Below are 26,724 nucleotides of genomic sequence, written 5' to 3' on the forward strand. Positions count from 1 at the left end.
TAACTGATGAATAACCCAGTTACTCTTATTTATGGATTATATTGGAAGTATCCATGCTCATTTTGAGTAAAAATTGCTTTGGCGTACAGCCATTAAATCGCTTGAACATCTCATAGAAGTGAGCCATGTTCTCGATTCCAATTGATTCAGCAATTTCCGTAATCGTCATAGGGCTGGTGAGCAGCAGCTGTTCAGCACGGGAAATCCGTTTTCGGTTAATATACTCCGTAAATGTTAGGCTCATCGTCTTTTTAAAAAACTTGGAAAAATAAGAGTAGCTCATATTCGCCAGCTTGCTCACTTCCTCCATATCGATTTTTTCGCATAAATGCTGGTCCACATACTCAAGTATGGGTCGTAATATGAGAGTGCCGTCCTCAATATTACCTTTCAGCAGATTTCTGTGGTCTCCCCGCAGCATCGTCAGCAATATGTGGCGGATATAAATGCTGGTTGCGATCTCATAGCCTTTGTCGCGTCCCATCATCTCTTCATGAATGCGGAGAATGTAGCCAGCTATTTCTTTTCTAAGGTGATCGTTTTCACGAAACATCACGTTTAGTGCTTCAAGAGGTTGGTGGACTTCTGAGAAATGCGGATAATACATCATCATCGTAGGATCAAAATAAGGCTGTAAATCCACATGAAGCACGATATATATGAGATCCTCATCACTAAGCTTGTTGCCCCAGTGCAGCTGGGAGGAGCCAATGACCATAAGATCGCCGGGATTCAGGATATATCGATTCGTAAGCGTATGCATACCATGAATACCTGAACGTACATAAATAAATTCGACTTCTGGATGATGGTGCCAGGTTAAGTTAACAGGAGGGTTGACGGCAATGCTGCCGCTCGAAGTAAACTCCCAGACTTTGATATGTAGAAGAGGATTCTGATAATGAATCGGTTCTTTATAAATGTTCATTGCTTCTCTCCTGTATGGCTACCAGCCGACAAATTAGGATAGTAATTCAGCAAAAGCGGTCATACAAGTCACCTTCATCTGGTTGTATCTTGAATGTAGAACTATTATACAACAATCAGAGAAGAGGGATACATATGAAAGTCGCTGTAGTTGGCTGTGGAGGCATGGGGAACATTCATGCTGAATGCTATGCGAACATTTCCGGAGTCACGGTTACAGGTGTTTGCGACTTGTTGGAGGAGCGTGCACAGCAATTGGCTGCCAAGGTGGATGCCAAAGCTTATGTGTCTCTTGCCGATATGTTGGCACACAGCGATTGTGAAATCGTGAGTATTACGCTTCCGAGCTATTTGCATAAATCGGCTGTAATAGAGGTGGCTAAAGCTGGTAAGCATGTGATTTGCGAAAAACCGATTGCACTCCATCTGGAGGATGCTGCAGCAATGATTGAGGCCTGCAGACGTCATAACGTCAGGCTGTTCGTCGGACATGTGGTCCGCTTTTTTCCGGAATATGTTCAGATGAAGCAGCAGATTGACGATGGCTCGATTGGTCGGCTTGGCGTTGCACATGCGAAGCGGATTGGTGTACATCCCGGTGACATTCGTCCTTGGTATCGGGAGGATGACAAGAGCGGTGGTGTGGTGTTGGATTTGATGGTGCACGATATCGATTACATGCGCTGGGTTGCTGGTGAAGTCCGCTCAGTGTACGCACAGCACAAGCATAATGATCAAGTGGACTATGCAACAGCAACGCTTGTATTCGAAAGCGAGGCTGTCGCTAATCTGGAAGCGTATTGGGGATATCCGGGAGCGTTCACGACAGCAGTGGAGTTTGCCGGAAGCGGCGGTGTCATTCGAAGTGACAGATCGACCTCCAAATCGCTGCAAGTACGTAAACCGGCTGCTTCGTTAAGCAAGGGACCTTTTGTGGAGGTGCCGGAAAGCCCCGGATATGAAACTCCGTATGAGAAGGAGCTGCGTCATTTTATCGAATGCGTTCGCGACAACCGGGAATCGATCGTTACTACTGAGGATGCTTATAAAGCGCTGGAAATCGCTCTAGCTGTTGTCGAGTCTGTACAAACCGGGAAGGTTGTCACAATAGGTCAGGACAAACGGGAGGTATCGCTGACATGAAACGTTTAAAAGTAGGTATGATCAGCTTTGCTCACGGACATGCCCATTCCTATCTGAAATCTCTTCTGGAGCTGCCCGAGGTTGAGATCGTCGGCATTGCCGATGAAAAGAGCAGCAGAGTGGAAGCTGTAGTAAGCAAGCATGGACTACGATATTTTGCCGATTATCGGGAATTGCTGAAGACGGATGCTGATGCTGTGGTCATCTGCTCGGAAAATGTGAACCATGCTGCGCAGGTTATTGCTGCCGCTGAAGCGGGCAAGCACGTTTTGTGTGAAAAACCGCTTGGGCTATCCGTTGCGGAGATGGAGCGTATGATCGAAGTTTGTGAAACGAACGGCGTTCAACTGATGACGGCGTTCCCGTGCCGCTATCTGGCGGCCGTAGCGAAGGCGAAGAGGGCTGTAGATCAGGGTGAAATCGGCGAGATTCTGGCGATTAAAGGGACGAATCGCGGAACCGCACCCGGTGGCTGGTTCACAGATCCCAGCTTATCGGGCGGGGGCGCGCTGCTGGACCATACCGTCCATGTGATGGATCTTATGAACTGGTTCACAGGGTCCAAAGTGACAGATGTTTACGCATATTGCAATACTCTGTTTCATGAGGGGCTGGAGGTTGACGATGCGGGGATGATTCATGTCAAGTTTGCGAATGGTACGATCGGTGTGCTGGACACAAGCTGGTCTAGACCTAAGTCGTTTCCAACATGGGGCGATGTGACGCTGGAAATCGTCGGATCGAAAGGTCATCTATCTATCGATGCCTTTGCCCAGAGCAACATGCTTTACAGCGATTCCTTGGGGAAAGGCGTAAGTACGTACTATGGCGATCCGATGGACTTTTACATGGTGAGAGCATTCGTCCATGCGCTGCTTGCAGGCGAGTCGGTACCGATTACGGGATTGGACGGCCTGCGTTCGACCGAAGTTGCCTTGGCTGGTTACCGATCCGTGAAGCAGGGAGAGTCCGTGGCGATATCATAGCAGAGGAAAGCTGATCCAGCTTTTTCTCGATTACACGACGCTGAATGGTGGAATCGAAATATACATTCGACACCCTTCAGCTCGTCTTCATACATCAAATCCAGCGACAACGAAAAGAAGCTTTGCCACTGAAGTACGATGGCAAAGCTTTTTTTGTACTTATTAAGGAAAGGTCGGCCTGCTGCTTATTTGGAAGCCTTCTCGACAGTATAGCGTAAAAGAATTTCATTATCGAGAACAAGATTATTCGTCCACACGAAGGAGCCTTTTTTGAATTCATTACTGAAATTTGTATATTCCCGCTTATTGTCGACTCCTACCGTTGCGGTTGAATAGGTTACAGCCTGTGGCCATGAAGAGTCATTGAAATCAACAGCGTACCAATTGTCAGGAATAGCAAAGTGGGCAGCATAGCAATTTGCCGCACATGAGGGAGCCTTAGAACCAGTGGGAGTGGATCTGACGATTCTTCCATTCTTCTCCTCGATTACCAAATCCGACTTGTTCATAAGGGGGGCGATATAGTAGTTTTGTGCCTTCCAGCGGTTATCGGTCACGGTACCATCGCTGAAGGTTGCAACAATACCGGCATCTCCGGGATGATATTTGTTGCCTTTATTATCCTCGGTACCGAGTCCAAGATTTTCTTCCCAATCGACAGCCTTGAACGCATAGGTCATCGGGTATGCAGCTTTGAAACGGACGACATGAGAGTTGAATGGTGTGAAAGGAACAGCGTCCTTGACCGCAGGCTTGCCATTGATATATAGCTCGAAATAGTTATCTGCAAAAATGTAACCGGTGATAATCGTACCGTCTGGATCGATTTCAATAACAGGAGCTTTGTTTAAGTCAACGGCTGCGAGATTTGGATGCAAAACATGTGTACATGGATTAAACAAGTCAGAAGCATCAGGAAGCTTACTGTTCACAGCAGTAGGGACTGTCCAGGTTTTGCCGTCCTCTGACTTGATCTCTCCAACGGCACTGACACGCCCTCCTTTGCAAGCAAGCAACCCGGGGTTAATGGTGGTGGCCAAACCCTTTGTGAAGCTTGCCTGCTCGGATGCAGTTGGCACTGATAGTGGCGGAGCCGTTGTCGTCGTTGCGGGCAAAATTGTTTCATTCGTGTTGGTGCAAGCACTGATGAGCAGCATAGCTGAAAGAAAAAATACATGAGCAAAATGCACAAGATCATCTCCACAGATTTAATTTATGTTTAGTGTACGATGGCAGTGTGTCAGGAGCATGTCAAAATAGTTGGATTTGCATGAAAATATCTTAGCTCTTTTCCATGCTGGTTTAGGTCAGGTCAATCGTGGTAATCATGAACAAAGAGAACCTAAACCGCAGAACGAAGGAGTGAAGTGAAATGAATGCTGATCAGCCATCCACCGGAGGCAAAATACCGGAATCCGCACAATCGTATTGGACCCTATCCGCTCCTCCAAGCTCATTCCCGCCGCTTAGCGAGAATATCGATGTCGATTATGCCATTGTTGGCGCCGGGATCACGGGTATTACGCTTGCCTATCTGTTGTCCGAAAAAGGGCATCGGGTCGCGTTATTTGAAGCTAATCAGATTATCCACGGAACTACAGGCAATACAACAGCCAAAATAACCGTGCAGCATGACCTTATCTACGATGAATTAATTAAAAATTTTGGCGTGGATCAGGCGCTGCTTTATTATAAAGCTAACAACGAGGCGATGAAGTTTATTCAGCGTACGGCAGCCGATCTGCACATCGATTGTGAGTGGTCCGAGGAGGACGCTTATTTATACGCCCAGACCGCCGAATCAGCCAATAAACTGGAGCTGGAGTATAAAGCCTACGAAAAGCTGGGGATACCCGGAGAGTTGGTCCAAAATATTCCGTTACCTATTGAGGTACGTGCGGCACTCAGGCTTCCTGGGCAGGCGCAATTCCACCCTGTGAAATTTATGAATGGATTGCTAGCCCGTTTTGTTAAAGCTGGGGGCGAGGTATACGAGCATACAAGGATCGATGGAAAAGTGGAACAAGGAGATCGCCAGAAAATCTGGACGATGGATGGAAAGCAGATTACTTGCCGTCATGTGATTGCAAGCTCCCACTTTCCGTTCTATGACGGACTTGGTCTGTATTTTACCCGACTCCACGCGGAACGCTCCTATATTATTGCCGTGAAGCCGATCACTGCCTATCCAGGCGGGATGTATCTGAGTGTGGACGAGCCTAAGCGCTCGTTGAGATCGGTAACGATTAAGGGTGAGCAGATGGTACTGATCGGTGGGGAGACGCATAAAACGGGACAAGGGGAGCCGACCTACGAGTATTATCAGAATCTTGAACGGTTCGGGGAGCAAACCTTCGGTATACAAGACATTCCGTACCGCTGGTCTGCGCAGGATTTGCTGACGTTGGACAAGGTTCCTTATATTGGTCAGATAACGGCAAGTCATCCCAATGTTTGGGTGGCTACCGGATATAAAAAATGGGGCATGACCACAGGGATAGCAGCTGCGCTGCTGCTGAAAGATCAGCTCATGGGACAAGAGAATCCTTATACCGAGCTGTTTACCCCTTCACGGTTTAAACCAGATCCTGGTATTAAAAATTTGGTCGTTGAAAATTTTGATGTGGCCAAGCAACTGATCGGTGGCAAGCTGGAAGCTGTTTCGAGGAAGGCCGATTCGTTAGGTTTGGATGAAGGCTCTGTAGTCCAAATAAACGGAAAGCGTGCGGGGGCGTATAGAGATACGGAAGGGAAGCTGCATCTTGTCGATACGACCTGTACCCATATGGGCTGCGAGGTCAAATGGAACAATGGGGATAGATCCTGGGATTGCCCATGTCACGGCTCACGCTTTAATTTTAAGGGTGAGGTCATTGAAGGTCCAGCCTTACAATCACTGCAAACAATCGATTATGATGGATAAGTAGTAAAAGGGAGAGCCCACGCTGAGTAGGCTCTCCCTTTGATTTGTGATGATACTATATGGCTCTGATGCGATTGTTCCTTGGATTGTGTTCAACCTCTGCAAGTCCCAGCTGTTCCATTAGAGGAGGCAGGTACATGCCGAAACGACCACGAAGCCCCTTTTTCAACCCGTACCAACCACCGACCGGATTTTCAGGTGAACGTCCCCAGGCTTCAACTGTGCCTTCTTTTGCAGGCTTCTGCTCATCGGCACTGCCAAGCTCCATCCAGTCACCATGCTGTTTGAGCATGGCATATAAGTCTTCTACACAACGATAGTCATAGTGTAAAACCGTCTTGCCTACTGTACAAACTAAAATGGCCTTTCCATCCTTTTCGTCCTTGTACATTTCGTAATCAGATGTCAATGGAGGAGTTTTTAATTGCCAAGGATTTTCTTTGGTCCCTTGTACTGTCGACATATCATAGCTCCTTTGGTTTTCTATTTGCGCGACTGCACGGGAACGGCGTTAAAATATTCCTCTAACGTTAAGTTTTTTTGCGCCAGCTCCTTGGACAGCTGTGTCCCTACGTAACGCAAATGCCAAGGTTCATATTGATAGCCCGTGATGGATTCCTTGCCATCGGGATAACGAATGATGAATCCATATTCAGCCGCATGGCTGTCCAGCCATTTCGCTTCTTTGGTGACAGCAAAGCAATTTTGTGCGGCGCATTTGCCGTTGCTGCCTGACACATCAATCGCAAGTCCGGTCTCATGCTCGCTGTGTCCGGGTAAGGCGCTGTAGGTCTTTGCCTTCTCCTCACCATCTTGTTTTACATAGTTGTTATATAACGTTTTTTGTGTAGCGTAGGATCTGTAAGCGGAAACTCCGGCCAAGCTGATCCCGTCCTTTTTGGCGCCTTCAAACAAGGTTTCCAGAGCCGCGGCGGCTTCCTTGCGCATCTTGCGTTTATCGATTTTTTCAGTGAATGTAAAAGGTACATTCGGATAGACCAAATCCTTCGGCTCATAGCTTTCAGGGAGAGCCTGCTGTTTATTAACGAGCACTGTGATGCTTTCCGGGCTGGTCACGACCTGAATGGCGCCTGGTTTGGACAGAGATGAATCCGCAGCTTTCCCCACGGTGCCTGGGGCAGCACCTGAGCTGCCGGATTGAGAACCGGTTTGGCTCACATTGGGAGCAGCGGTCTGATTGTTTGCTGGAGTGCCAGACTGCGTATTGGGTTGGTTGGCGTTATTAGCAGCAGACTTCATATCGGTTGCAGCTGCTGATGTGCCACTATTCGTTGATGAAGCGGCTGGTGGGGATTGAACGGTCGGAGTTTTAGGTTCTCCGCCGCATCCGCTGAATACAGATAGAGCTATTGTCAGGCATGCAACAGTGAGCATCGGTTTGTTTATCATGGTTCTCTCCTTGCTGATTCATTATGTAAAAATGGATCCTTCATGATTTAAACTCCAAATTGAGCAAAAAGGTTTCAGTCTATTGTATCTCAACTGATGGTAATAGTCTAAATATGTAACTAATCTGACACAGGTTATTGTTTTTACTGGAACAAAATGTAATCAGGCTTCGTCTATATGATATAAATGTCAGCTTCTGAAGCAAAATTCGTATTGAAATCGGAATGATGCTAACGAAACCAGCTCTCTGCTAAAGCTCATAGGAGGAAAAGAACAGTGAAAAGAGGACTTGTAGGTTTGTATACGCTTTTATTTGTATTTGCGACATTTATTGCGGTGCCGCAGCCTTCTCAGGCGTGCTCCTGTGCCAAGAAGCCATCCGTTCAGGAGGAGCTGGAGAGGAAGACAGCCATATTTGCTGGCAAGGTTGTAAAGCTCACTGAGCCGCAAAAGGGTTTCTTCAGCTCCTCGGCTGATCCTTTGACCGTGACATTTGCCGTGTCTAACGTTTGGAAAGGAGAGGTGCAAGCAGAATTGAACGTGAACACGCCTATGAGCGGTTCCAGCTGCGGCTACAGCTTTGAAATGAACCGGGAGTATTTGGTATATGCGAGCAGCGATGGCAGTGGTAAACAAACCACAATGCTGTGTGATGGCACGAAGCCATTAAGCGGTTCTGCGGACGATCTGGCCGTGCTTGGCGCAGGAGAGAAGCCCATAGCCATGTCGAAAGCTTTGGTACCTGTGGGGGGGATTCCGCTTTTTATTTATGTATCTGTGGTGGTTTCTTTTGTAATTGCCTTATTATTTTGCTTTTGGGGAATTCAGATCGGATATGGCATGTACCTCACTCGAAAGTATATTCACGAGCTGCCGGATATCGGTAAGTCGATGGATCGGGGTAAGCTGCCGTCTGAAGTGGAATTTGTTGTAAAGCGCAGTAGGGAAAAGATGGGGAAACGTATTGGGGTAGGCTTGATCAGTATCGCAGCAGCAGCCATAATCGCCACAATTGTGTATGCATTGTTGATGAGCATGTATACGAGCTGATGAAGTGTTATTACAAAAAAGAATGGGAGCGCTCTAGCGGTCTCGTTCTTTTTATTTTTATCAAAGGTCCGTGTAATCAAGTCGATCCAGACCGCTATTTCAATGGGTTGAGCTTTATCCCCTCATTTCTCCATCGTTGGAATCAGTTGTCTGTAACACCATCATACGTTGGTCCTAGTCCCTTCGACCTGTCTAAAAGCTAAAAACGGTATTTAGCTAAATTTGTATAAATTTTAATATTTTCAAGCAGGCTTCACGTCACAGGATGTCGAATAAATGTATGAAATGTAGAAATATAGGGATCAAGCACGATTAAGAAAGTTCAAATCATTTACAGCGGGGTGCTCATCGGGTATGGAAAAGGCAACAGTTATTGGATTAGTATTGGCGGTTATCGCCGTCGGTGTCGGCATGACGCTGAAGGGTGCAAGTGTCATGTCGTTATTGAATCCGGCAGCACTTCTTATTATTTTCGTAGGTACAGCGGCGACCTTGTTCGTTGGCTTTCAAATGAGTGAGCTTAAGAAGTTTCCCAAATTGATGAAAATTTTGTTCAAGCAGCAGCAATTAATCGAAAAAAAAGAATTGGTTCGCCGCTTTATGGATTGGGTTTCCATTACACGTCGTGAAGGTTTGCTTGCATTGGAAACTCAGGTAGATCAAATTGAAGATGCGTTTCTACGCAATGGCATGCGGATGATTATTGATGGTAACGATAGCGAATTTGTCAGGGATGTACTGCTGGAGGAAATCTCATCAACAGAGGAACGTCACCGTAACGGTGCACTGATCTTTACACAAGCAGGAACCTATGCGCCGACACTTGGGGTGCTTGGTGCGGTCGTTGGACTCATCGCAGCCTTGAGTAATCTGAACGATGTTGAGAACCTGGGTCACTTGATTTCCGCGGCTTTTGTCGCTACGCTGCTTGGTATTTTTTCTGGTTACGTGCTCTATCACCCGATGGCCAACAAGCTGAAGCAAATTTCCAAGAAGGAAATCGAAATCAAGCTCATTATGGTAGAAGGTCTGCTGTCCATTCAATCCGGTATTTCCACGATAGCTATGAAGCAAAAGCTGTCCGTCTATATTCCGCCCAATGAACGTCATTTACTTGATGAGGGAAGTGGCGCTGAATGAAAAAAAAGCGACATGAGCATCATGAGGAGCACATCGATGAGACCTGGCTTATTCCTTATGCCGATTTGCTGACTCTTTTGCTGGCTTTGTTCATCATATTGTTCGCTTCGAGTCAGATTGATTCCAAAAAGTTTGAGCAAATCATGAAGGGCCTGAATTCGGGCTTTAACGGCGGAACAGGTATGTTCGAGCAATCGAATATGGTACCTTTGACTGTTTCACCTAACATTGAGAAGAAAAAAGAAGATGAAAAGAAAAAAAATGAGCAGGAAAGTCAGCAAGAGCAGCAAATGAAGGCTCTGCATGATAAGGAAATGCAGGATCTCAAGGAGCTTCAACAGAAGCTGGATGGATACATCAAGGATAACGGTCTCCTTTCCCAGCTGGAAACCAAATTGAATGAGGATATGTTGAAAATTACGATTCGCGACAATGCCTTATTTCAATCCGGCTCGGCAGAGGTTAAGCAGGAATCGCAGGTGCTGGCACAAAGCATTACGAGTATGCTGAGCGGCTATAATCAATATAATGTGGAAGTGGCGGGCTTCACGGATAACGTGCCGATCAATACGAGAGAGTTCCAGAGCAACTGGGATTTGAGCGCCAAGCGGTCCTTGAATTTTATGAAGCTGCTCATGCAAAATGGCAAAATTGATCCGGCTCATTACCGTTCTATCGGCTATGGTGAATATCAACCGATTGATACGAATGATACGGCCGAGGGGCGTGCCAAAAACCGCCGAGTGGAAGTGAACATTATTCGTCAGATTAATTCTGCTGGCGCCAAATCGTTTATACCTTAAGTTATTTTTGAGCTAATCGGTGTAACAGTTAACTAAAGTATAAGAACAATCGTATTGTGAACAGCCCTCCGGCTAGCCGGGGGGTTCTTTGTGTACTGCCCACAAGTGGGTGAGTTCTCTTGAGCATTATTGAATGTTTGTAGCATTTATGTGATACTATAGCTTCAATGTAAAGGGGCTATGGGTGTACTGAAATCAGTCCCGATGGAGGCATATGCAGTATGGATCTGTATCCGTTTCATTATGATCGCACCCAGCCCTTCGTGAAGCAGGCATGCGAATGGATTGTGGATGTGTTATACGATATATTGCCGGAATCCGGCTTCGAGGTTCGTGATGAGCAGATTTTTATGGCGTTTCAGCTGGAACGGGCCTTTACCGGAAAAGAAACGATATTCGCGGAGGCCGGGGTCGGAACGGGCAAGACACTGGTGTATTTGCTGTATGCGATTTGTTACGCTCGTTATACCCGCAAACCCGCCATCATCGCTTGTGCGGATGAATCCTTGATTGAGCAGCTGGTCAAGCCGGAGGGAGATATCGCCAAGCTCACCCGATACTTGAATCTTGCGATAGACGCCAGATTAGCCAAATCTCCTGATCAATATGTGTGCTTGACAAAGCTGGACGAAGCGAGATTAGGTCATGAGGATGCGGGGCTGTACAGGGAGTTGTACGAGCATTTGCCGGAATTTGTTCGTTACCGTGAAACGCTGCAGTCGTTTCATGCTTATGGAGACCGCAAGCATTATCCGGATATGAACGATGAACAATGGGAAAAAATCAGCTGGGATGCTTTTCAGGACTGTTTTGTCTGCGAGCAGCGGCATCGGTGTGGACAAACGCTTTCCCGCGATCACTTTCGGCGTTCTGCCGATTTGATCATTTGCTCTCACGATTATTATATGGAGCATGTGTGGACCTATGAGGGGAGAAAGCGCGGAGGGCAGCTGCCGCTGCTGCCGGAGCACTGCACCGTCGTATTCGACGAAGGCCACCTGCTGGAGTCCGCGGCGCAGAAAGCCTTGACCTACAAAATCAAGCATATTGTGTTTGAAGAATTAATCGTTCGGCTGCTGAAGGGTCAGATTCGTCATTCACTAGCAGTATTGATCGACGAAGCGATCGATCGCAGTGAGGCGATGTTCGATCTGTTGGAGCGGCAGAACAGGGCGATACCGGGCTCGGATCGTAGACAGATTCTATTGAGTGAGCAGTTGCTGAACGAGATCAGCCTGTTCCGGGAGTCGCTCGCGATCATCGAGGAGGAGCTGGTGCTGGAGAGTGAGCTGTACTCTTTGAACCCGTACCATTCACGAATTGTCGAAGAGCACTTGGAAATGATGCAAAAGGCGCTGAGTCTTTTCCTGCAATCAGAAAGCTTTGTATGTTGGGTAACGGAGAGTATCACGGGATTGACCTTGGTCATCATGCCAAGGGCCGTAAAGGAAGTTCTGAAGAGACGGGTGTTCAGCGCGAATATGCCGATTGTATTTACTTCATCGACGCTGTCGGTTAACGGCTCCTTCGATTATGTGACAAAAAGTCTCGGAATTGAACATTACCTGTCGTTCAGTGTGGATTCTTCGTATGATTATGCACATCAGATGGAGATTATCGCGCCGCGGTGGTCATACCGAGGCACCTTTTCAGAAAAAATGAAAACGGCCATCCGTCTGCTGGTGCGAACGGGAGGAAGGGCTCTGATCTTGTTCCCGAACAAAGATACATTGCAGAGGTTCAAGCGAGACATTGTTCATTATCCGGAAGTTGCAGGGATGCGGTTCCGTTTTGAAGGTGATCGTGAAATTAGCGACTTGATCGCGGCTTTTCAGCGTGAGGAGACAAGCATTCTATGTGCGGTTACTTTATGGGAGGGGCTCGATGTGCCTGGTCCATCTCTATCCAACGTCATCATTTGGGCGCTGCCTTTCCCGCCGCAGGATCCGGTTTTTATGGCCAAACGCCAATCTGCGATTATGCCTTACGAGGAGGTTGACCTGCCTTACATGCTGCTGCGGCTTAAGCAGGGTATGGGGCGATTGATCCGTACTCGTGAGGATCATGGCCTTATCGCGATTCTCAGTGAGGAGCTGTATGGGGAGCCGGCTTTGAAAGCGCATGTTGAGGGGCTGCTGCCGTCAGGTGTTCATTTACAGGATTCGTTGTAAACAAGCGAAGGGTGCTGTTAAGTTTTAAAAATATAAAAAGCGGCTTATCGGATAAAACTGATAAGCCGCTTTTTTGGTATTATTTTACTTCGAAGATATTAAGGAGCAGCCAGGAGCGTAATGTGTACGGTATCGCTTGTTGCTTTTCCAAGTGATGTAGCATTGAGAGATAGTTGAACTCCAGGTTTGAATGAATTATATGGCCAATAGATAGTAAAATTGCCCTCAGCTGAAGCGGTAGCCGTGTATTTGTTTACACTCGAGTCTTTCATTAGAGTGACAATCGCACCGGGCTCTGCGCGTCCATTTAAGAAATTTGTATTTAATATGTCATCAAGAATAGTGGGTACGGCTGTTTGGCCGACAGTAGCTTGAACAATGATTTTAAAAGGTTCGCTTCTTTTCTTGCCTTTGGTTTGAGCCGTGACTAGCACCTCTTCCCCCGCAATCAGAGTTACGTATGATGATTGGATAAGCTGACTTGATGTGAAAGTACCATCCGACCATGTACCAAATGAGCTAACATACGAACCATCTTGCTTATTCAAGGTGATAGAGGCATATGTTGATCCAGAATCTACGGTTCCAGTTAGCATAAATCCATTTGTATATAAATTTCCTCTAACTATAGGCACCTCGGTTTTGGGTGATGCTTGTACGATAACATTGACAACATCGCTAGTTGCTTTTCCAAGTGTAATTGCTGTAATTGTCACTTGCTCTCCTGCATTAAACATACCATCCGGGAGCATTTCCATACTAAAGGAGCCGTCATATGTTGACGCACGAGTAGACATACTGATTCCCTTCAAGCTGGTTTTTATGCTGAGGATTGCACCGGGCTCTGCATATCCATTGATGGTAGCTTCAGAGACAGATGTAATCGTAGGTATCGCCGTTTGTCCGGTAACTGCCCGTACGATGATTTTTGCAGGATCACTCATCTTCTTACCATAAGCTTGAGATGTCAATAGAAGCTCTTCACCAGCAAAAATATTAACGTAGGAATTGTTAATTAAATCAGTATATGAAAATTGACCATCCATATTGACACCGAGCGAGATAATATGAGTACCATCTTGTTTAGACAAAATCAGGTCAGTCAATTTCTGTTCAATTCCGGGAACTGCTGTTCCCTCTATAGCGAATGCATTGGGATAGACATATCCTGAAATAGTTGGCTTTTCAGTTTTCGGAGCTGCTTCAACGATAGCATAAATCGGATCGCTAGTAGCTTTACCGATGAAGAAGGCAGTTATTGTCAGCCTGTCACCTATCTGGAAGGTTCCAGTCTGCATCCTAATGTTAAAAAAACCATCAATAGATGAAACATAAGTCACCATATTATCGCGATTCAAATCATTTTTTACACTAATAACCGAGCCAATTGGTCCCCAACCACTAATGGTGGATTCATTGATTATATCGGTCATAACGGGATCCGTTCGTCCAGTAGTTGCCTGTATGACAATGGATACAGGATCACTTTTCTTTTTGCCTTCAACTTGCGCGGTAAGAAAAAGCTCCTCACCTACAGTAAGCATCAGATCAAAAATGTATGGACTTGATTGAATGCTATATGTGCCATCTGATCTTACTCCGCCTCCGGCTACATAGGTGCCGTCTTTTTTAGTTATTGAAACTGATCCCCAGTTATTTGCAAACCCAGGTTCTGCTGTTCCGCTAAGTATGAATCCGTTGGTATATGCATTGCCGTTTACGGTAGGCATCTCGGTTTTCAAGGATGCTTTTACAGTCACACTAACAGGATCACTAGTAGCTTTACCGGGTACAGTGGCTGTAAACTGTAGTTGATCACCTACTCCAAATTGTCCATTAACATATATCTTATAGATCCCACTATTTGATTCCGTCGCGAAGATCAAATTGTAGCCTTTGGCATTTTCCTTTACGGTAATAAACGCATCTGGTTCCGCATTAACACTTATTACGTTTGTTGCCTCGTAGACATCACTTATAAAAGTAGGCGTTTTGGTTTGACCGTGGGGAACTTGTACGACCAATGTCACAGGATCACTCTGTTTCTTCCCTTCGGCCTGAGCAATAAGCAGCAATTCTTCGCCTTCCGAAATGACTAAATTACTATAGTAGTAACTAATGGGACTAATAATGAATGTGCCATCTTTGTTTGCACTGCTTCCAGAAAGATAGGTGCCGTCTTTTTTTGTTAATTTAATAGTAGTCCAAGTTTCCTCTGGTCCAACTTTTCCGCTGAGTAAAAATCCGTTGGTATATACATTGCCGGATACAGTAGGTTTTGCGGTTTTTTCTCTTGAATCGACCATTGGTATGGCACTCACTTCATTAGACGTGGTGATGACTCCATTCACTATAGCTTTAACAATAAAATAGTACTTCGTTCCGTTATCCAATCGGTTTACTGTATACGTAGTACCCGTTACCGTTGCAGGCGCTTGGGTATACGATCCGCTTGTCTTGGAGCTGTAAACCTGATAGGTTACGTTCGACCCTAATGTGTTCCAAGACAATGATACCTGGGCATCACCTGCGATTGGCTTTAATCCAAAAGGGTCTGTTGATCGAGAAGGTACATCCACAATAACAGGCACATTTGCCGTTTTTCCACCGTAGCTAATCGTAATGCTGGCTGTCCCGTTAGCTATAGCCGTCACGATACCTTCTTTACTTACTGAGGCTACAGTCGGCGTGCTGCTAGCATAAGAAGCTTCTTTCGTTATTGCTCGAACCGCAGCATCCGAGTACTTCGCAAAGATGCTCAATGGTTGGGTTGCACCCAAAGTCTTTAAGGAGAAATTGCTTGGTTCGACGGATAATGAGACCAAGGTGGGTTCTACAGGCTCAACTGGTACAGAAGTTCTTTGGGCTAATACTGTAATCGGATATTCAACATCCCGTACTTGACCATTTTTGGACATTAAAGCTGTTAAGGTAACTTTTACATCTGCTTGTCCTAGTACCGGGCGAGTCACCAGACCCGTGCTGCTTACAACCGATGTTTGGGAGGATTTCCAAGTTATGTTCACCCCACGTAAAGCATCAACTGTCGAAAGCACGATATTTTGCGTAACGGCCTGCAGCGTATCAGTTCCTGCAAAACCGATTCTCAAATCCAGATAAGCCGCTTCCAAAGCGAATGTGGTCATCAAGCGTTTGTATTCAACCAGCTTTGTTGAATAGCCTGTAATATCCGCTACAGCTACTCCAAGCAGGATCGCGTTATTCGCAATCGTCTCTGCTGCAGTAATTGCGGCATCCACTTCTGCAGAATATGAATTAAAGGGTTCAATGGCCGCAATAGCAGCAATGGCATTGGCCTTCAAAGTATTGATTAATGTTGGAGATGCCTCTACTTTAACTCCGGGACTAGCGGTAATGGGAATAGTCCCGATTACAGCGGCATCGCCTTCTAATTTAATATTTGCATTTAATTGAAGTCTTGAAATTTTGGTGCTCGCACTTGAAAGGTTCAAGGTTGTACCTTGGGCTTCCTTAGACACGGTAACCGAGCGAAATTCACCTTCACCATTTAGAGTAACCGAGGTGTTCGGCGCTGTGATGCTCAAGCTTCCTAAGGAGGTACCTGTGGCTGCACTGATCGTTGCGTTGGTGCCTATGTTCAAGTTGGCGATGGAAGAAGTGCCACCGTCTTTTGGGGCGGCAATCTTGATCTTCGCACCTTCACCTTGTACAGTTACATCACCTTTGATTGTGCCTCTTAATTCAATCTCTTGTCCTTGGGCACCTGATCCGATTGTGATCATTCCCAGGCTTCCGGCACTGGATTCCATGATTACCTTGGACTGGATATTGGTATTTGTTACTTCGGAACCGCTGAGGGACTCGATCCGAACAGGCTCTGATTGATTATTGGCAGCTACTCTTAACGTGGTAATGATCGTATTTTTCAATTTAATGGAGTTAGAGCTGCCTGAAGCCACTACAATATTGGCAGCCTCCACATTCTGCAGTAAAATCTCACCACCAGCACCAGGATTTAATGTCAACGTACCTGTAACAATCGTTTTAGCCGCACCGTCAGCAGGACCCACTGTTCCAGAAGATGTAATAGAGAGAGAATCGTATGTACCACCGCTATTCACTTTATCAAGATCGGACTTTGAAGGAGGATTTACAGTAGAGTTTTGTCCGCTTCCTCCACCTCCACCTCCACCTCCACCAGCAGCAAGTCCTGTAAAGGTTAAGCCGGTATCTTTACCTTTATAGCTCAGCTTATATACCGTTCCAGCTGATTGAACGCTCGTCGTTAATACTACGACAGTCTTACTGTCGGTTTTTAAAGCAGCTTTCGTTATATTCAACCCATTATCAAAGGTGAAATCCGCCTCATTAACGGTAATAACTTCTCTGTTGAAGGCAACTTCGACGCTGCTGTTGTTCACAGCCGACACCGAGCTAATATCAGACAAGCCCGTATTGGCAAGATCTTTCCCTTTGTTTATGTATGCTGCTTTGTTCGTATTGAACTCATAAGCTAACCGAGCCAAAGCCTGTCTTTCTGCATGATCCTTAGGGCTAAATTTTAAAGTACCATCGTGACTCTCGATTCCATTGACGAAACCGATTTTGAAAGCTAATGATACATGTGATTGAGCCCAGCTTGAAACTTGTTTCAAGTCAGACAAATTAGCATCTACTGCTATCTTTCCGGCTGCTTCCTCAAGACCCATAGCGCGAATAAAAAATACAATGAGTTCTTCTCTTGTCACTTTTGCGCTAGGCGAGAATGTGGTTGCCGATGTTCCTTGCGTTATCCCGGATTCAACCAACGCACCTACAAAACCTTGATACCAATCGTTTTTACCGACGTCTGTAAAAGCAGATGCCCGTTCCGTATTTTCTTTTAGACCGAGAGATAAAACGATGATTTTGGCCAATTCTGCACGACTCATCGCTTTAGCAGGTTGAAAGGACCCATCCTCATAGCCGCTGATCACACCGTTATCTACCAAATTTCGTATTTCTTTTTGAGCGTAAGAACCAGAGATATCCGTTAATTCTACTGGATCGGCTGCGCCGAATGCCCAAGTGGGTACCAGCATGCCAAATAACAGCATAAAAACCAGAAGTCCGCTGATTTTACTGTAACGATTTCTTAAAAACACATTTGTTCCTCCTTCTAAGGGCTGAATATGGATTCACTTCAGAGCTGCTTTTTACAAAATGTATAGGTATAAGGGACTATTCATGATGTAAAATACAGGAAAGTGCTATGGGCATTATAACATCATACTCTGAGAAAATCTTACAATTTAATGAAAAATAATACGAAATTTATATCTTCAGGTCTATAATCATGGAATATACAAAAATTGGTCATATTATAATCCGAAAAACAGAAACTTTCATATTCGAGTTAAGCCCGGAAGTAAGGTTATAATTTGGTGTCCAGTGGGTAACTATATAAAAGAATGTGAGCATTTATAAGATAATGGAGGTATCAATGATGGCAAAGGACTTTTTGACAGCGGTTAGAGAACGACGCAGTATGTATGCAATTAGCAAAAAATCTCCGATTTCGGATGAGCGTATTTTGGAAATTGTCGAAGATGCGGTTAAACACGTACCTTCTGCCTTTAATTCGCAAAGTACAAGAGTTGTGGTGCTATTAGCGGCCCAGCATGATAAGCTGTGGGATATCACGACTGATATTTTGAAAGCAATCGTTCCGGCGGAGCAGTTCGAATCGACCAAGCAACGCATGGATGGATTTCGCAACGGCTATGGGACCATCCTGTTCTTTGAAGATCAGCACGTGGTTACAGGCATGCAGGAGGCATTTGTGACTTATCAGGATCGGTTTCCTGTTTGGGCGCAGCATACGAATGCGATGCATCAGTTTGTGATCTGGACAGCGCTTGAGAGTGAAGGACTTGGCGCCAGTCTGCAGCATTATAATCCGCTGATTGACGAGAAGGTCAAGACAGAATGGAAATTGCCGGAGAACTGGCAGCTCGTAGCCCAAATGCCATTTGGGACACCGACTGCACCTCCGGGAGATAAAGAATTTAAACCGCTCAAGGAGCGGTTGCACGTGTTCAAATAAAGCAAAGCGTACCGGGCTGTTGGAGCCAGGTACGCTTTTTTTACATAATATGCTATATAGGATAATGGCAAGAAGGAAAATTTACGGCGTATAAAAATTTTCAGTATAATATATACTCATTTTCCCGCCAAATGCGACTCCTACACCGAGACGCTCAATATCGCTTAGCAGAGCCTTGCGATGGCCTTCCGAGTTCATCCAGCCATGATGCGCGAATATGGCGCTCGTCTGACCTGCGGCTATATTTTCTGATGCAGCACGTAGTTTCAAACCATCATCTTTCATTCGATCAAAAGGACTTTTGCCTTCCGGGGTTTCATGTGCAAAATAATTTCTGGCGGCCATATCCATACTATGCTTGCGGGCTGTGCCGGCGATGGTATCGTTCCATACCAGAATGGACTTTCCGAGCTTGGTGCGGTGTGCATTCGCCAGATCGAAAGCTTCCCGTTCGTAGGCTGTGATTAAAGCAGGGCTTTCTTTTGGATAAAATGATTCCAGAGCGAGCTCATTGGGTTTGGCGACTGCTTGTACCCCGGTTACGACATTATTCTGGAACAGGTCATAAAAGAAGGTCACGTAGACACCATCTATCTCATAGGTGCCGCTTTCACCGTTTCCATAATTGAATATAAATCGGGTATTGCCTTTTCTTATCGATTCCAGGGGATTGCCGTATTGATTGATTACCTCGGATTTGGCTGAACCGTCTTTGATACCCTTATTATTGGACCAGTTGGCAGACAGGGAATAGAGGGCAACGACTTTATTATCGCTGATTCCGATCTGCGCATAGCTGGAATAATCCTGATTGTACACATACCAGGTAAAGCCATACTCACTTGCATCCTTACGCTCGGGCTGGCCCAGCTTGCTAAGGGTTGCCTCCAGTGTGTCCCCAATATGCACATCCTTCAAGGTAATGACAGCAGAGGATGAGACTGAGCCTGTGGGTGCAGTTGGGCTGACTGGTACATCTGGTGCTGCTGGAGCAGGGACGATTGGAACAGGAATGGCAGCATCCTTGCTTGCGGAAAGCTGGAACTGCATTTGCTTCAGATTACGTATGAACTGTACAGCTTCGGCACGAGAAAGCTTATCGGCTGCCCGGTAGCCTTCGACTGTCGCGGCTGTTTTGCCTTTGGACAAGCCTTGGTTGAGTAAAAAGGAAATGGCGTCGTTTAAGCTCACGGTTCCTTTTTGTGTCGCGGCAATGATCAGAGCTACATGACCCCGGTTAAATTGGTCGCGGTTGCTGGCAGACAGTACTGGCCACTTCTGAGCCGCTGCTATGTCGTAATAAGGTGTATACCAAGGCAATCCAGCAGCGGCATCCGGCAATTTGATCTCAGGATAAGCCCGAAGCAGCATAGCGAGAAACTCCGGTTCAGAGACCGGATTATCTGGATGAAAGGTACCATCGGCATACCCATCCACAACCTTATTAAGCACAGCCCAGTCTACAGCATCGGCGCCCCAGTGACTTGCCGTATCGCTGAAGGTAACCGTATTGGCAGCATGAGTTATGGGGGATGAGGCCATGGGTATGATCAGCACGGTGACAACGAGCATCAAGGGAAACCAACATCTTGTCCATTTTTTCAAGGTATGAATCCTCCTTAAGGTTTTGCGAAGCAAAACTGGCATCGAAAGCATAAACTAGGTTTTGCGAAGCAAAACTGGCATCGAAAGCATAACGTGTTTTACACCTATATAATTTCGTTATACTTTTACTATATAAGTCCAGTAAGCGAATGTCCACGCAATCTATTCAGCATAAAGTGGAAAAGCAGCTTCAACATCAGGCAAACAGGTTTAGAATGTGAAGGGGAGAATCACTATAGGATTACTTTGTGAATATGGCGTGATACAATTTGCCTCATGATTGTAATCGAATTGAAACATACGCTTCATCTTCGTTTAATGTTCTTAGCCTATACTAATAGATGACCCCCTTTTAAAATATATAAATTTGAACCCCAGTTGCCGCGGTGGCAGCTGGGGTATTTTTTTGCGGAAAATTCGATGGTTTGATGTTAGAAGCATTGGATGAATGATTCAATTCAAGGCCAATTGGCTAATGAAGTAAGGTAATGACTCATTCCAGGAGGGACGACTATGCCATGGAAAAAGAATGATTACCCCGTTTCAATGAAAAATCTGGAGCCTCGCATCCGCAATAAGGCAGTCGAAATCGCCAACGCTTTGTTGGAGGATGGATATGAGGAAGGCAGAGCAATCGCTATCGCTACGGCCAAGGCAAAAGAGTGGGATGAAAATCATCCACTGCACATCCAAAACCATGAGGAACAGGAAGCATCCTCAACGCAAGGTCACCGCCAGTCGGCTCCTCATAACGAGCACAGCAGACACAATCTGCATGTGGTTCCCAACGGAGACGGATGGGCTGTTAAGGAAGAAGGCTTGCATGATGTACGCTTAAATGCCGAAACGAAGGCAGAAGCCGTCGAGAAAGCTAAGCAATGGGCATCGGATATGAACACCAGTGCAATTATTCACCGTAAGGACGGTACCGTTGAGACTTCACATAATTACACATAATCATAAAACATCAATAAGCCACATAAAAGCTTATCCATATGTACAAGCTAGCTTACAGCAACACATGATTGGGACATCATCACTTTAATAAGAAAAGGAGAGATACCCATGCCAACCAAATCACCCACACAAACGATGCCTCCACAGCATCAGAATCATCAGCCCGGACTGGAGAGTGAGATGAGTCCGAAGCCGAGCTCCGTAGATCGCCAATACAAGGGCAGTGGTAAGCTGCTTGGGAAGGTAGCTATTATTACTGGTGGAGATAGCGGTATAGGCAAGGCAGCGGCAGTATGCTTCGCGGCTGAAGGAGCGGACGTGGTGATCGTCTATCTGAATGAGCACGGCGATGCCAAGGAAACAATGCGGCTGATCGAAAAGGAAGGGCGCCGCTGTCTCCTGATTGCCGGGGATGTGGGCGAAGAAGCCTTCTGCCAGGAGGTTGTACGTAAAAGTATATCTACCTTTGGCAAGCTCGATATTTTGGTTAACAATGCAGCTGAGCAGCATCCACAGGAATCGATTGAAAATATTACACAGGAGCAGCTGGAAAAAACGTTCCGTACTAATATTTTCTCGTATTTTTATTTTACGAAGGCGGCTTTACCTCATTTGAAGTCAGGTGCGGCCATTATTAATACGGCTTCGATCACGGCTTATAAAGGTAATCCGCAGCTGATAGACTACTCTTCCACTAAAGGCGCTATCGTCGCTTTCACCCGGTCGTTGTCGATGAGCTTGGCGGATAAGGGCATACGGGTTAACGGTGTAGCACCGGGACCGATCTGGACACCACTGATTCCTTCAACCTTTGACGCCAAAAAAGTCAGCGAGTTTGGTGGAGATACACCCATGAAAAGACCGGGTCAGCCAGAGGAGCTCGGACCCTCTTACGTCTTTTTGGCATCGGATGATTCCTCCTACATGTCAGGACAATTCCTGCATATCAATGGTGGTGAAATCATTAATGGCTAACAGGATTAGCCTGATTAAATATTAGGCTATCTATCTAATATGCGTAGCAGTAGGTTCGAGGCTGGATTCCACGATATGGAATCCAGTTTTTTTGTTCCATGAATAGGTCGTTTTTAGTTAAGTTCTTTTAAAAGTCCGGTGAATAATGAGCGAAGCGGCCAAATAATCCTGTAGAAGCGTTAGCGTTCGCCTTTGTTTCCGTACTTTTACCGCTAAATCTCTAATAAAATCAAAAAATATGGAAACGACAGCGATCGAAAGGATATTTGGCCGCGCAGCAGGACTTATTCACCGAACCTCATCGGTCTTTTAAATGAATTCAAAGAAGCATATACTAAAAAGGGCAGATTCTGCACGGCAGCTATCTGTACAAACAACGATACGTTGGGGAGGCATCATTCATGATTTTCAGTGATTTGGCAACTTGGGAACGCGAGAAGGCACTTTATCCGAAAGCGCTTAACCGTGGACTGGAGTATATCCAGTCCACCGATTTTAGCACGATGGAACCGGGCAAGCATGATATTGAAGGTGATTTAATGTTTGTGATGGTTCAGGAGCCGACAACTCAAAGCTGGGAGAAGCAGCGTCCGGAATCACACCAAACCTACATCGATATTCAATACCTGATTGAAGGCGAAGAGCTGATCAAGGTGGCACGCCTAACATCGGAGGCGGTCATTTCCGAAGAAGATTTCGCATCGCGAGACATTGCGTTTTATGAATCAACAAGTGTGGAAAGCTCGATCCAGCTGCTTCCGGGCAGCTTTACTGTTTTTTATCCGAGCGATATTCATCGTCCAGTATGCAGTGTTAAAGAGGATCAGAAGATTAAAAAGGTTGTCATCAAGATACATAAGTCTTTACTGGAGCTATAGCCAAAGAGTCTCCTGCTGAACGAAGCCTCATTGTGACCCAATGAGGCTTTTTGTCGTATGAAATGGGACGATTCGGGTATTCTAACAGAACAGAAAACATAGACAAAAGCACAGTAGGAAAGGATGGGCACAGCATGCCATTTGTTGATGTGAATGGAACGACTCTCTATTATGAGAGCGTGGGTCAAGGAATACCGATTGTGTGCATACATCCGATTCTTTTAACGGGAGAAATCTTCAGCTATCAACGGGCCTCTTTATCCGACCGCTATCAAATTATTACCTTTGATATTCGTGGCCACGGTAAAAGCCGTTATTCGGAAGAGCCGCTTACCTATACAATGATCGCTGAAGATATAAGGCAGCTGCTGGATGCTTTAGGAATTGGCCAAGCCTATTTGTGCGGATACTCGGTAGGGGGCCAAATCGCTTTGCAAGCATTGCTGAGTAACCCGGACCGTTATCTGGGGGGAATACTGATAGGCCCAACATCGGAACTAACGGATCCGATTCACAGAGGTCTGGTATGGATCGCATATCTGTTATGTGGACTTCATGGAAAACGATTGTTATCGGCCCTTGACGCAGGAGGCAATGCGACTAATTTTCGTATATTTAAATCGATGTACGATAGCTGTAATTTAGGGAATGTGTTGAATATGGCCCAATATCATGAGCTAGTGCTCAGCTTCAACTGTACGGATCGGCTGTATGAGATTCAAGCACCGATCCTGCTGCTCTTTGGACAGAGAGATACCCGGTTCCATCAATATGCAAGGGTGATGCAGACTAGGCTGCCGCACAGTACTCTGCATTTTATTCGCGGTGCTCCGCATCAAATCCCAACAAAGCATGCTGCTGATGTGGATGGGCTATTACGTCTGTGGATTGAAAATCAACAGAACCAGCTAGCGCGTGAGCAGCATAAGCATAAGGAACAGGAGCTTGAAGAGCATCAGAAGAGCTTGCAAGCGCAAAGTACTCTTTTTGCACAGCCAGATCATCTGGAGCAGCCAAGTCAGCAGGAGCATCAATAAATTAGGAATCCCTTCGGATAAATAGTGCCATTAATGGTATGATGGGTGCATACTTAACTCTCATTGTGGTACATCCGATTATTATTTATCAGGAGGGATTATTTATCTATGCAAACCATTCGTTGGGGAATTATCGGCTGCGGTGATGTAACTGAAGTCAAAAGTGGTCCGGGCTTCCAAAAGGCTGAGCATTCTGAGCTGGTTGCTGTCATGCGAAGAGACGCCGCATTGGCGGAGGATTATGCCCGCAGGCATAACGTGCCGAAATGGTACAGTGATGCCGAGCAGCTCATCGAGGATCCGCAGGTAGACGCAGTCTATATCGCCACACCACCAGTCTTTCATAAAGAATATGCGATCAAAGCCATGAAAGAGGGAAAGCCGGTATATGTGGAAAAGCCGATGGCGATGAATGTAGCGGAATGCGAGGAGATGCTGGAGGCAAGCCGCCAAGCGGATGTGCCCCTGTTTGTTGCCTATTACAGGAGACAATTACCGAGGTTTCTGAAAGTGAAGGAGCTTCTTGAGAGCGGAATCATTGGTGAGGCTCGCTTGGTAACGACGATACATTTGGGGCAGTTTAAAAAAAGTTCCTGGAGGGTCCAGCCGGAAATATCCGGGGGTGGGCTGTTTGTAGATGTAGCCAGTCATACGCTCGATCTGCTTGATTATTTGTTAGGGCCTATTGCGAGTATACAAGGCTTTGCAGGCAATCAAGGCCATCATTACGAGGCAGAGGATATTGTAACGGGGACGTATCAGTTTGAGTCGGGCGTATACGGAACCGGAAATTGGTGTTTTACATCCTTCGAGGATATGGACAAAAACGAGATTATAGGGACCAAAGGGAAAATTACATTTTCTACCTTTCAGAATCATCCGATCGTTGTAGCTACCTCAGAAGGCGAGGAGCAGTACATGATCGAGCATCCGCACCATATCCAGCAGCCCTTGATTCAAACGGTCGTCGATGCCTTACGAGGCCAGGGGGATTGCCCGAGCACTGGCATTAGCGCGATTAGAACAAGTAAGGTTATGGACGACATTCTTAAAGCTTACTATTTAAAAGCTTGGTAAAAATGTGCTGATGTGAAGCCAGACTCAAAGGCTTTTTGTTGAAACTTAAGTATACATAGTGATGATAAGCAAAAGGGACTTCGGTATGTACCGAGGCCCCTTTTGTACGTGTATGGTGATTAATTGCGATGCAGCTTTTTGAAATGATCAATTACTTTACAGTTTTATTGTAAGTACCGAGCTTACCGGTAATTTCCTTGGCTGCACCATCAAGTGCCTCCTTCGGTTGTTTCTTGCCGTTAAGCACCTCTTCAATCGCACCTTCTGTAAGCTGGCGAGCTTCCGGGAATACGCCCATGACAGCGCCTTGTGTTGCCGTGTTGGCTTTGGTAGCGTGAAGCTGATCAACGGCTGTTTTCAGCTGAGGATACTTCACCAGATTGTCTTTTACGACTTGCTCGTCATAAGCTTTTTTGGTAATAGGGAAGTAGCCCGTGTTCACGTGCCAGTAAGCTTGCTGCTTAGGCTCAGCCAGAAATTTGATAAACTGCCAAGCGCCGTTTTGCTCGGCTTCACTGCGGTTGTTCAAAATATAGACGCTGGCGCCTCCGACAATAACTCCGCCATCCTTGGCGTCGGACGGTTTAGGCAGATTGCCTGTTCCCACTGCGAATTTGCCTTGTGCTCCGTCTACAATACCGCGAAGAGAGCCTGTGGTATCCAATGTCATAGCAACTTGTCCGGCAATAAAGGCTTTTTTGGTATCATCGGTTTTACGACCCAGATTCAGGGACGATTTATCATCCACCATTTGCTTCCACCAGGCAAGTGTCTTAACGCCTGCATCACTGTTCAACAAGGATTCAGTAGCCAGACCTTTGCGGCCGTTGCTGTTGTTCAACAGCTCGGCACCTTGATTGGCAAAAAATTGTTCCATAAACCAACCATAAATAGCGAAGGAATTGCCGTACTTGCCGTCTTTGGTTAATGCTTTGGACGCTGCTGCTACTTCTTCGTACGTAGCTGGCGGTTTCTCTGGGTCAAGACCCGCTGCTTTGAACATATCCTTGTTGTAATAGAGGATCGGGTTTGATGTGTTAAAAGGCATAGAGTTCAGCTTGCCGTCAATCCGATAATAATTAAGAATGTTTTCTTCAAGCTGGGACAAGTCATATTTGTCGACATCAATAAATTTTTGCATAGGGGTAATCGCCTTGGAATCAATCATAAAACGACTGCCGATTTCGAATACCTGAATCAGAGCAGGACCGCTTTTGGAATCCATTGACGTTTTCATTTTGTTCAGACTTTCATCGTAAGTACCTTGGAAAACCGCTTCTACGACAACATCTTTTTGCGATGCATTGAAGTCAGCAACAAGTTTATCTATCGCTTTGCCAAGCTCGCCGCTCATGGAATGCCACCATACAACCTTAACCGGTTCCTTGCTTGCAGCAGGCTTAGGGGCCATTTCTTTATTGTCTGTTCCCTTTGCTTCTGACGGTTGTGTTGGTGTACCGCCGCATGCTGCCATGAAGAGCATCACGATGGCCATACAAAGCGTCACTAAACCTTTTCTACTCCAGCTTATCATTTGTCGTCTTCGCTCCCTTAAAAAATGTTTTATTTATATAG

Annotated in this window: 20 protein-coding genes; 13 read left to right on the forward strand and 7 right to left on the reverse strand. The window is 46.0% G+C overall.

Going from position 1 to position 26,724, the window contains the following annotated elements:
• Positions 1-25 precede the first annotated feature (25 nt).
• Entirely contained in the window at positions 26-928 is a 903-nt protein-coding gene (locus LRL21_RS24780) for a helix-turn-helix transcriptional regulator (protein WP_240418456.1), read from the reverse strand.
• Between the two features lie 134 nt (positions 929-1,062).
• Here LRL21_RS24780 and LRL21_RS24785 point away from each other — a divergent pair, with 134 nt between their 5' ends.
• Together LRL21_RS24785 and LRL21_RS24790 are read left to right on the forward strand one after the other, a co-directional pair.
• Positions 1,063-2,070 carry a Gfo/Idh/MocA family protein gene (locus tag LRL21_RS24785; protein ID WP_240418457.1) on the forward strand — a complete coding sequence of 336 codons (1,008 nt, stop codon included), beginning with the start codon at positions 1,063-1,065 and terminating at the stop codon, positions 2,068-2,070.
• A complete protein-coding gene (locus LRL21_RS24790) occupies positions 2,067-3,056 on the forward strand; it encodes a Gfo/Idh/MocA family protein (RefSeq protein WP_240418458.1) in 990 nt (329 codons plus the stop codon). The genes LRL21_RS24785 and LRL21_RS24790 overlap by 4 nt, the downstream gene beginning before the upstream one ends.
• A 185-nt stretch (positions 3,057-3,241) precedes the next feature.
• Here the strand turns inward: LRL21_RS24790 and LRL21_RS24795 are convergent, their stop codons facing one another.
• Entirely contained in the window at positions 3,242-4,246 is a 1,005-nt protein-coding gene (locus tag LRL21_RS24795) for a hypothetical protein (protein WP_240418459.1), read from the reverse strand.
• Positions 4,247-4,428: 182 nt separating this feature from the next.
• Between LRL21_RS24795 and LRL21_RS24800 the strand changes: the two genes are divergently transcribed.
• Positions 4,429-5,979 (forward strand): FAD-dependent oxidoreductase, encoded by a 1,551-nt coding sequence (locus LRL21_RS24800; protein ID WP_240418460.1) that lies wholly within the window; start codon positions 4,429-4,431, stop codon positions 5,977-5,979.
• Between the two features lie 55 nt (positions 5,980-6,034).
• On the opposite strand, the gene LRL21_RS24805 is transcribed toward LRL21_RS24800, so the two are convergent.
• Both LRL21_RS24805 and LRL21_RS24810 read right to left on the reverse strand, forming a co-directional pair.
• Positions 6,035-6,442, reverse strand: a complete 408-nt coding sequence (locus LRL21_RS24805) for a DUF6855 family protein (protein WP_240418461.1) — start codon at positions 6,440-6,442, stop codon at positions 6,035-6,037.
• A gap of 20 nt (positions 6,443-6,462) precedes the next feature.
• Positions 6,463-7,389 (reverse strand): M15 family metallopeptidase, encoded by a 927-nt coding sequence (locus LRL21_RS24810; protein ID WP_240418462.1) that lies wholly within the window; start codon positions 7,387-7,389, stop codon positions 6,463-6,465.
• A gap of 276 nt (positions 7,390-7,665) precedes the next feature.
• On the opposite strand from LRL21_RS24810, the gene LRL21_RS24815 reads away from it, so the two are divergent.
• The 4 genes from LRL21_RS24815 (at position 7,666) to LRL21_RS24830 (ending at position 12,553) form a co-directional block, all read left to right on the forward strand.
• The gene (locus LRL21_RS24815; protein WP_240418463.1) at positions 7,666-8,439 is read left to right on the forward strand and encodes a hypothetical protein; all 774 of its coding nucleotides are present in this window, start codon (positions 7,666-7,668) and stop codon (positions 8,437-8,439) included.
• A gap of 354 nt (positions 8,440-8,793) precedes the next feature.
• Positions 8,794-9,579 (forward strand): flagellar motor stator protein MotA, encoded by a 786-nt coding sequence (gene motA / locus LRL21_RS24820; RefSeq protein ID WP_076230964.1) that lies wholly within the window; start codon positions 8,794-8,796, stop codon positions 9,577-9,579.
• Entirely contained in the window at positions 9,576-10,382 is an 807-nt protein-coding gene (gene motB / locus LRL21_RS24825) for a flagellar motor protein MotB (protein WP_240418464.1), read from the forward strand. The genes motA and motB overlap by 4 nt, the downstream gene beginning before the upstream one ends.
• 221 nt (positions 10,383-10,603) lie before the next feature.
• Positions 10,604-12,553 (forward strand): ATP-dependent DNA helicase, encoded by a 1,950-nt coding sequence (locus tag LRL21_RS24830; protein WP_240418465.1) that lies wholly within the window; start codon positions 10,604-10,606, stop codon positions 12,551-12,553.
• A gap of 98 nt (positions 12,554-12,651) precedes the next feature.
• Here the strand turns inward: LRL21_RS24830 and LRL21_RS24835 are convergent, their stop codons facing one another.
• Positions 12,652-17,679 (reverse strand): S-layer homology domain-containing protein, encoded by a 5,028-nt coding sequence (locus LRL21_RS24835; protein ID WP_240418466.1) that lies wholly within the window; start codon positions 17,677-17,679, stop codon positions 12,652-12,654.
• 341 nt (positions 17,680-18,020) lie between these two features.
• Here LRL21_RS24835 and LRL21_RS24840 point away from each other — a divergent pair, with 341 nt between their 5' ends.
• Positions 18,021-18,620 carry a nitroreductase family protein gene (locus tag LRL21_RS24840; RefSeq protein WP_240418544.1) on the forward strand — a complete coding sequence of 200 codons (600 nt, stop codon included), beginning with the start codon at positions 18,021-18,023 and terminating at the stop codon, positions 18,618-18,620.
• Between the two features lie 81 nt (positions 18,621-18,701).
• Here the strand turns inward: LRL21_RS24840 and LRL21_RS24845 are convergent, their stop codons facing one another.
• Entirely contained in the window at positions 18,702-20,225 is a 1,524-nt protein-coding gene (locus tag LRL21_RS24845; protein ID WP_240418467.1) for a CAP-associated domain-containing protein, read from the reverse strand.
• Between the two features lie 513 nt (positions 20,226-20,738).
• On the opposite strand from LRL21_RS24845, the gene LRL21_RS24850 reads away from it, so the two are divergent.
• The 5 genes from LRL21_RS24850 (at position 20,739) to LRL21_RS24870 (ending at position 25,149) form a co-directional block, all read left to right on the forward strand.
• A complete protein-coding gene (locus LRL21_RS24850) occupies positions 20,739-21,182 on the forward strand; it encodes a DUF2188 domain-containing protein (RefSeq protein WP_240418468.1) in 444 nt (147 codons plus the stop codon).
• A 108-nt stretch (positions 21,183-21,290) separates the two neighbouring features.
• A complete protein-coding gene (locus LRL21_RS24855) occupies positions 21,291-22,157 on the forward strand; it encodes an SDR family oxidoreductase (RefSeq protein ID WP_240418469.1) in 867 nt (288 codons plus the stop codon).
• Positions 22,158-22,558: 401 nt separating this feature from the next.
• Positions 22,559-23,035, forward strand: coding sequence for a NanQ anomerase/TabA/YiaL family protein (locus LRL21_RS24860; protein WP_240418470.1), 477 nt, complete (start codon positions 22,559-22,561; stop codon positions 23,033-23,035).
• A gap of 134 nt (positions 23,036-23,169) precedes the next feature.
• Positions 23,170-24,072 carry an alpha/beta fold hydrolase gene (locus LRL21_RS24865; RefSeq protein ID WP_240418471.1) on the forward strand — a complete coding sequence of 301 codons (903 nt, stop codon included), beginning with the start codon at positions 23,170-23,172 and terminating at the stop codon, positions 24,070-24,072.
• A gap of 108 nt (positions 24,073-24,180) precedes the next feature.
• The gene (locus LRL21_RS24870; protein ID WP_240418472.1) at positions 24,181-25,149 is read left to right on the forward strand and encodes a Gfo/Idh/MocA family protein; all 969 of its coding nucleotides are present in this window, start codon (positions 24,181-24,183) and stop codon (positions 25,147-25,149) included.
• Between the two features lie 151 nt (positions 25,150-25,300).
• Here the strand turns inward: LRL21_RS24870 and LRL21_RS24875 are convergent, their stop codons facing one another.
• Positions 25,301-26,683 carry an ABC transporter substrate-binding protein gene (locus tag LRL21_RS24875; RefSeq protein WP_240418473.1) on the reverse strand — a complete coding sequence of 461 codons (1,383 nt, stop codon included), beginning with the start codon at positions 26,681-26,683 and terminating at the stop codon, positions 25,301-25,303.
• Positions 26,684-26,724 lie beyond the last annotated feature (41 nt).

Origin of the sequence: Paenibacillus periandrae (genome assembly GCF_022458865.1) — a bacterium.
Taxonomy (GTDB): domain Bacteria; phylum Bacillota; class Bacilli; order Paenibacillales; family NBRC-103111; genus Paenibacillus_S; species Paenibacillus_S periandrae.

What these genes read in the sequence shown, in the direction of transcription:
- LRL21_RS24780 (WP_240418456.1), bottom strand. Translation starts at nt 928, where the DNA reads ATGAACATTTATAAAGAACCGATTCATTATCAGAATCCTCTTCTACAT.
- LRL21_RS24855 (WP_240418469.1), top strand. Translation starts at nt 21,291, where the DNA reads ATGCCAACCAAATCACCCACACAAACGATGCCTCCACAGCATCAGAAT.
- LRL21_RS24790 (WP_240418458.1), top strand. Translation starts at nt 2,067, where the DNA reads ATGAAACGTTTAAAAGTAGGTATGATCAGCTTTGCTCACGGACATGCC.
- LRL21_RS24865 (WP_240418471.1), top strand. Translation starts at nt 23,170, where the DNA reads ATGCCATTTGTTGATGTGAATGGAACGACTCTCTATTATGAGAGCGTG.
- LRL21_RS24870 (WP_240418472.1), top strand. Translation starts at nt 24,181, where the DNA reads ATGCAAACCATTCGTTGGGGAATTATCGGCTGCGGTGATGTAACTGAA.
- motB (WP_240418464.1), top strand. Translation starts at nt 9,576, where the DNA reads ATGAAAAAAAAGCGACATGAGCATCATGAGGAGCACATCGATGAGACC.
- motA (WP_076230964.1), top strand. Translation starts at nt 8,794, where the DNA reads ATGGAAAAGGCAACAGTTATTGGATTAGTATTGGCGGTTATCGCCGTC.
- LRL21_RS24850 (WP_240418468.1), top strand. Translation starts at nt 20,739, where the DNA reads ATGCCATGGAAAAAGAATGATTACCCCGTTTCAATGAAAAATCTGGAG.
- LRL21_RS24830 (WP_240418465.1), top strand. Translation starts at nt 10,604, where the DNA reads ATGGATCTGTATCCGTTTCATTATGATCGCACCCAGCCCTTCGTGAAG.
- LRL21_RS24800 (WP_240418460.1), top strand. Translation starts at nt 4,429, where the DNA reads ATGAATGCTGATCAGCCATCCACCGGAGGCAAAATACCGGAATCCGCA.
- LRL21_RS24805 (WP_240418461.1), bottom strand. Translation starts at nt 6,442, where the DNA reads ATGTCGACAGTACAAGGGACCAAAGAAAATCCTTGGCAATTAAAAACT.
- LRL21_RS24785 (WP_240418457.1), top strand. Translation starts at nt 1,063, where the DNA reads ATGAAAGTCGCTGTAGTTGGCTGTGGAGGCATGGGGAACATTCATGCT.
- LRL21_RS24840 (WP_240418544.1), top strand. Translation starts at nt 18,021, where the DNA reads ATGGCAAAGGACTTTTTGACAGCGGTTAGAGAACGACGCAGTATGTAT.
- LRL21_RS24810 (WP_240418462.1), bottom strand. Translation starts at nt 7,389, where the DNA reads ATGATAAACAAACCGATGCTCACTGTTGCATGCCTGACAATAGCTCTA.
- LRL21_RS24860 (WP_240418470.1), top strand. Translation starts at nt 22,559, where the DNA reads ATGATTTTCAGTGATTTGGCAACTTGGGAACGCGAGAAGGCACTTTAT.
- LRL21_RS24875 (WP_240418473.1), bottom strand. Translation starts at nt 26,683, where the DNA reads ATGATAAGCTGGAGTAGAAAAGGTTTAGTGACGCTTTGTATGGCCATC.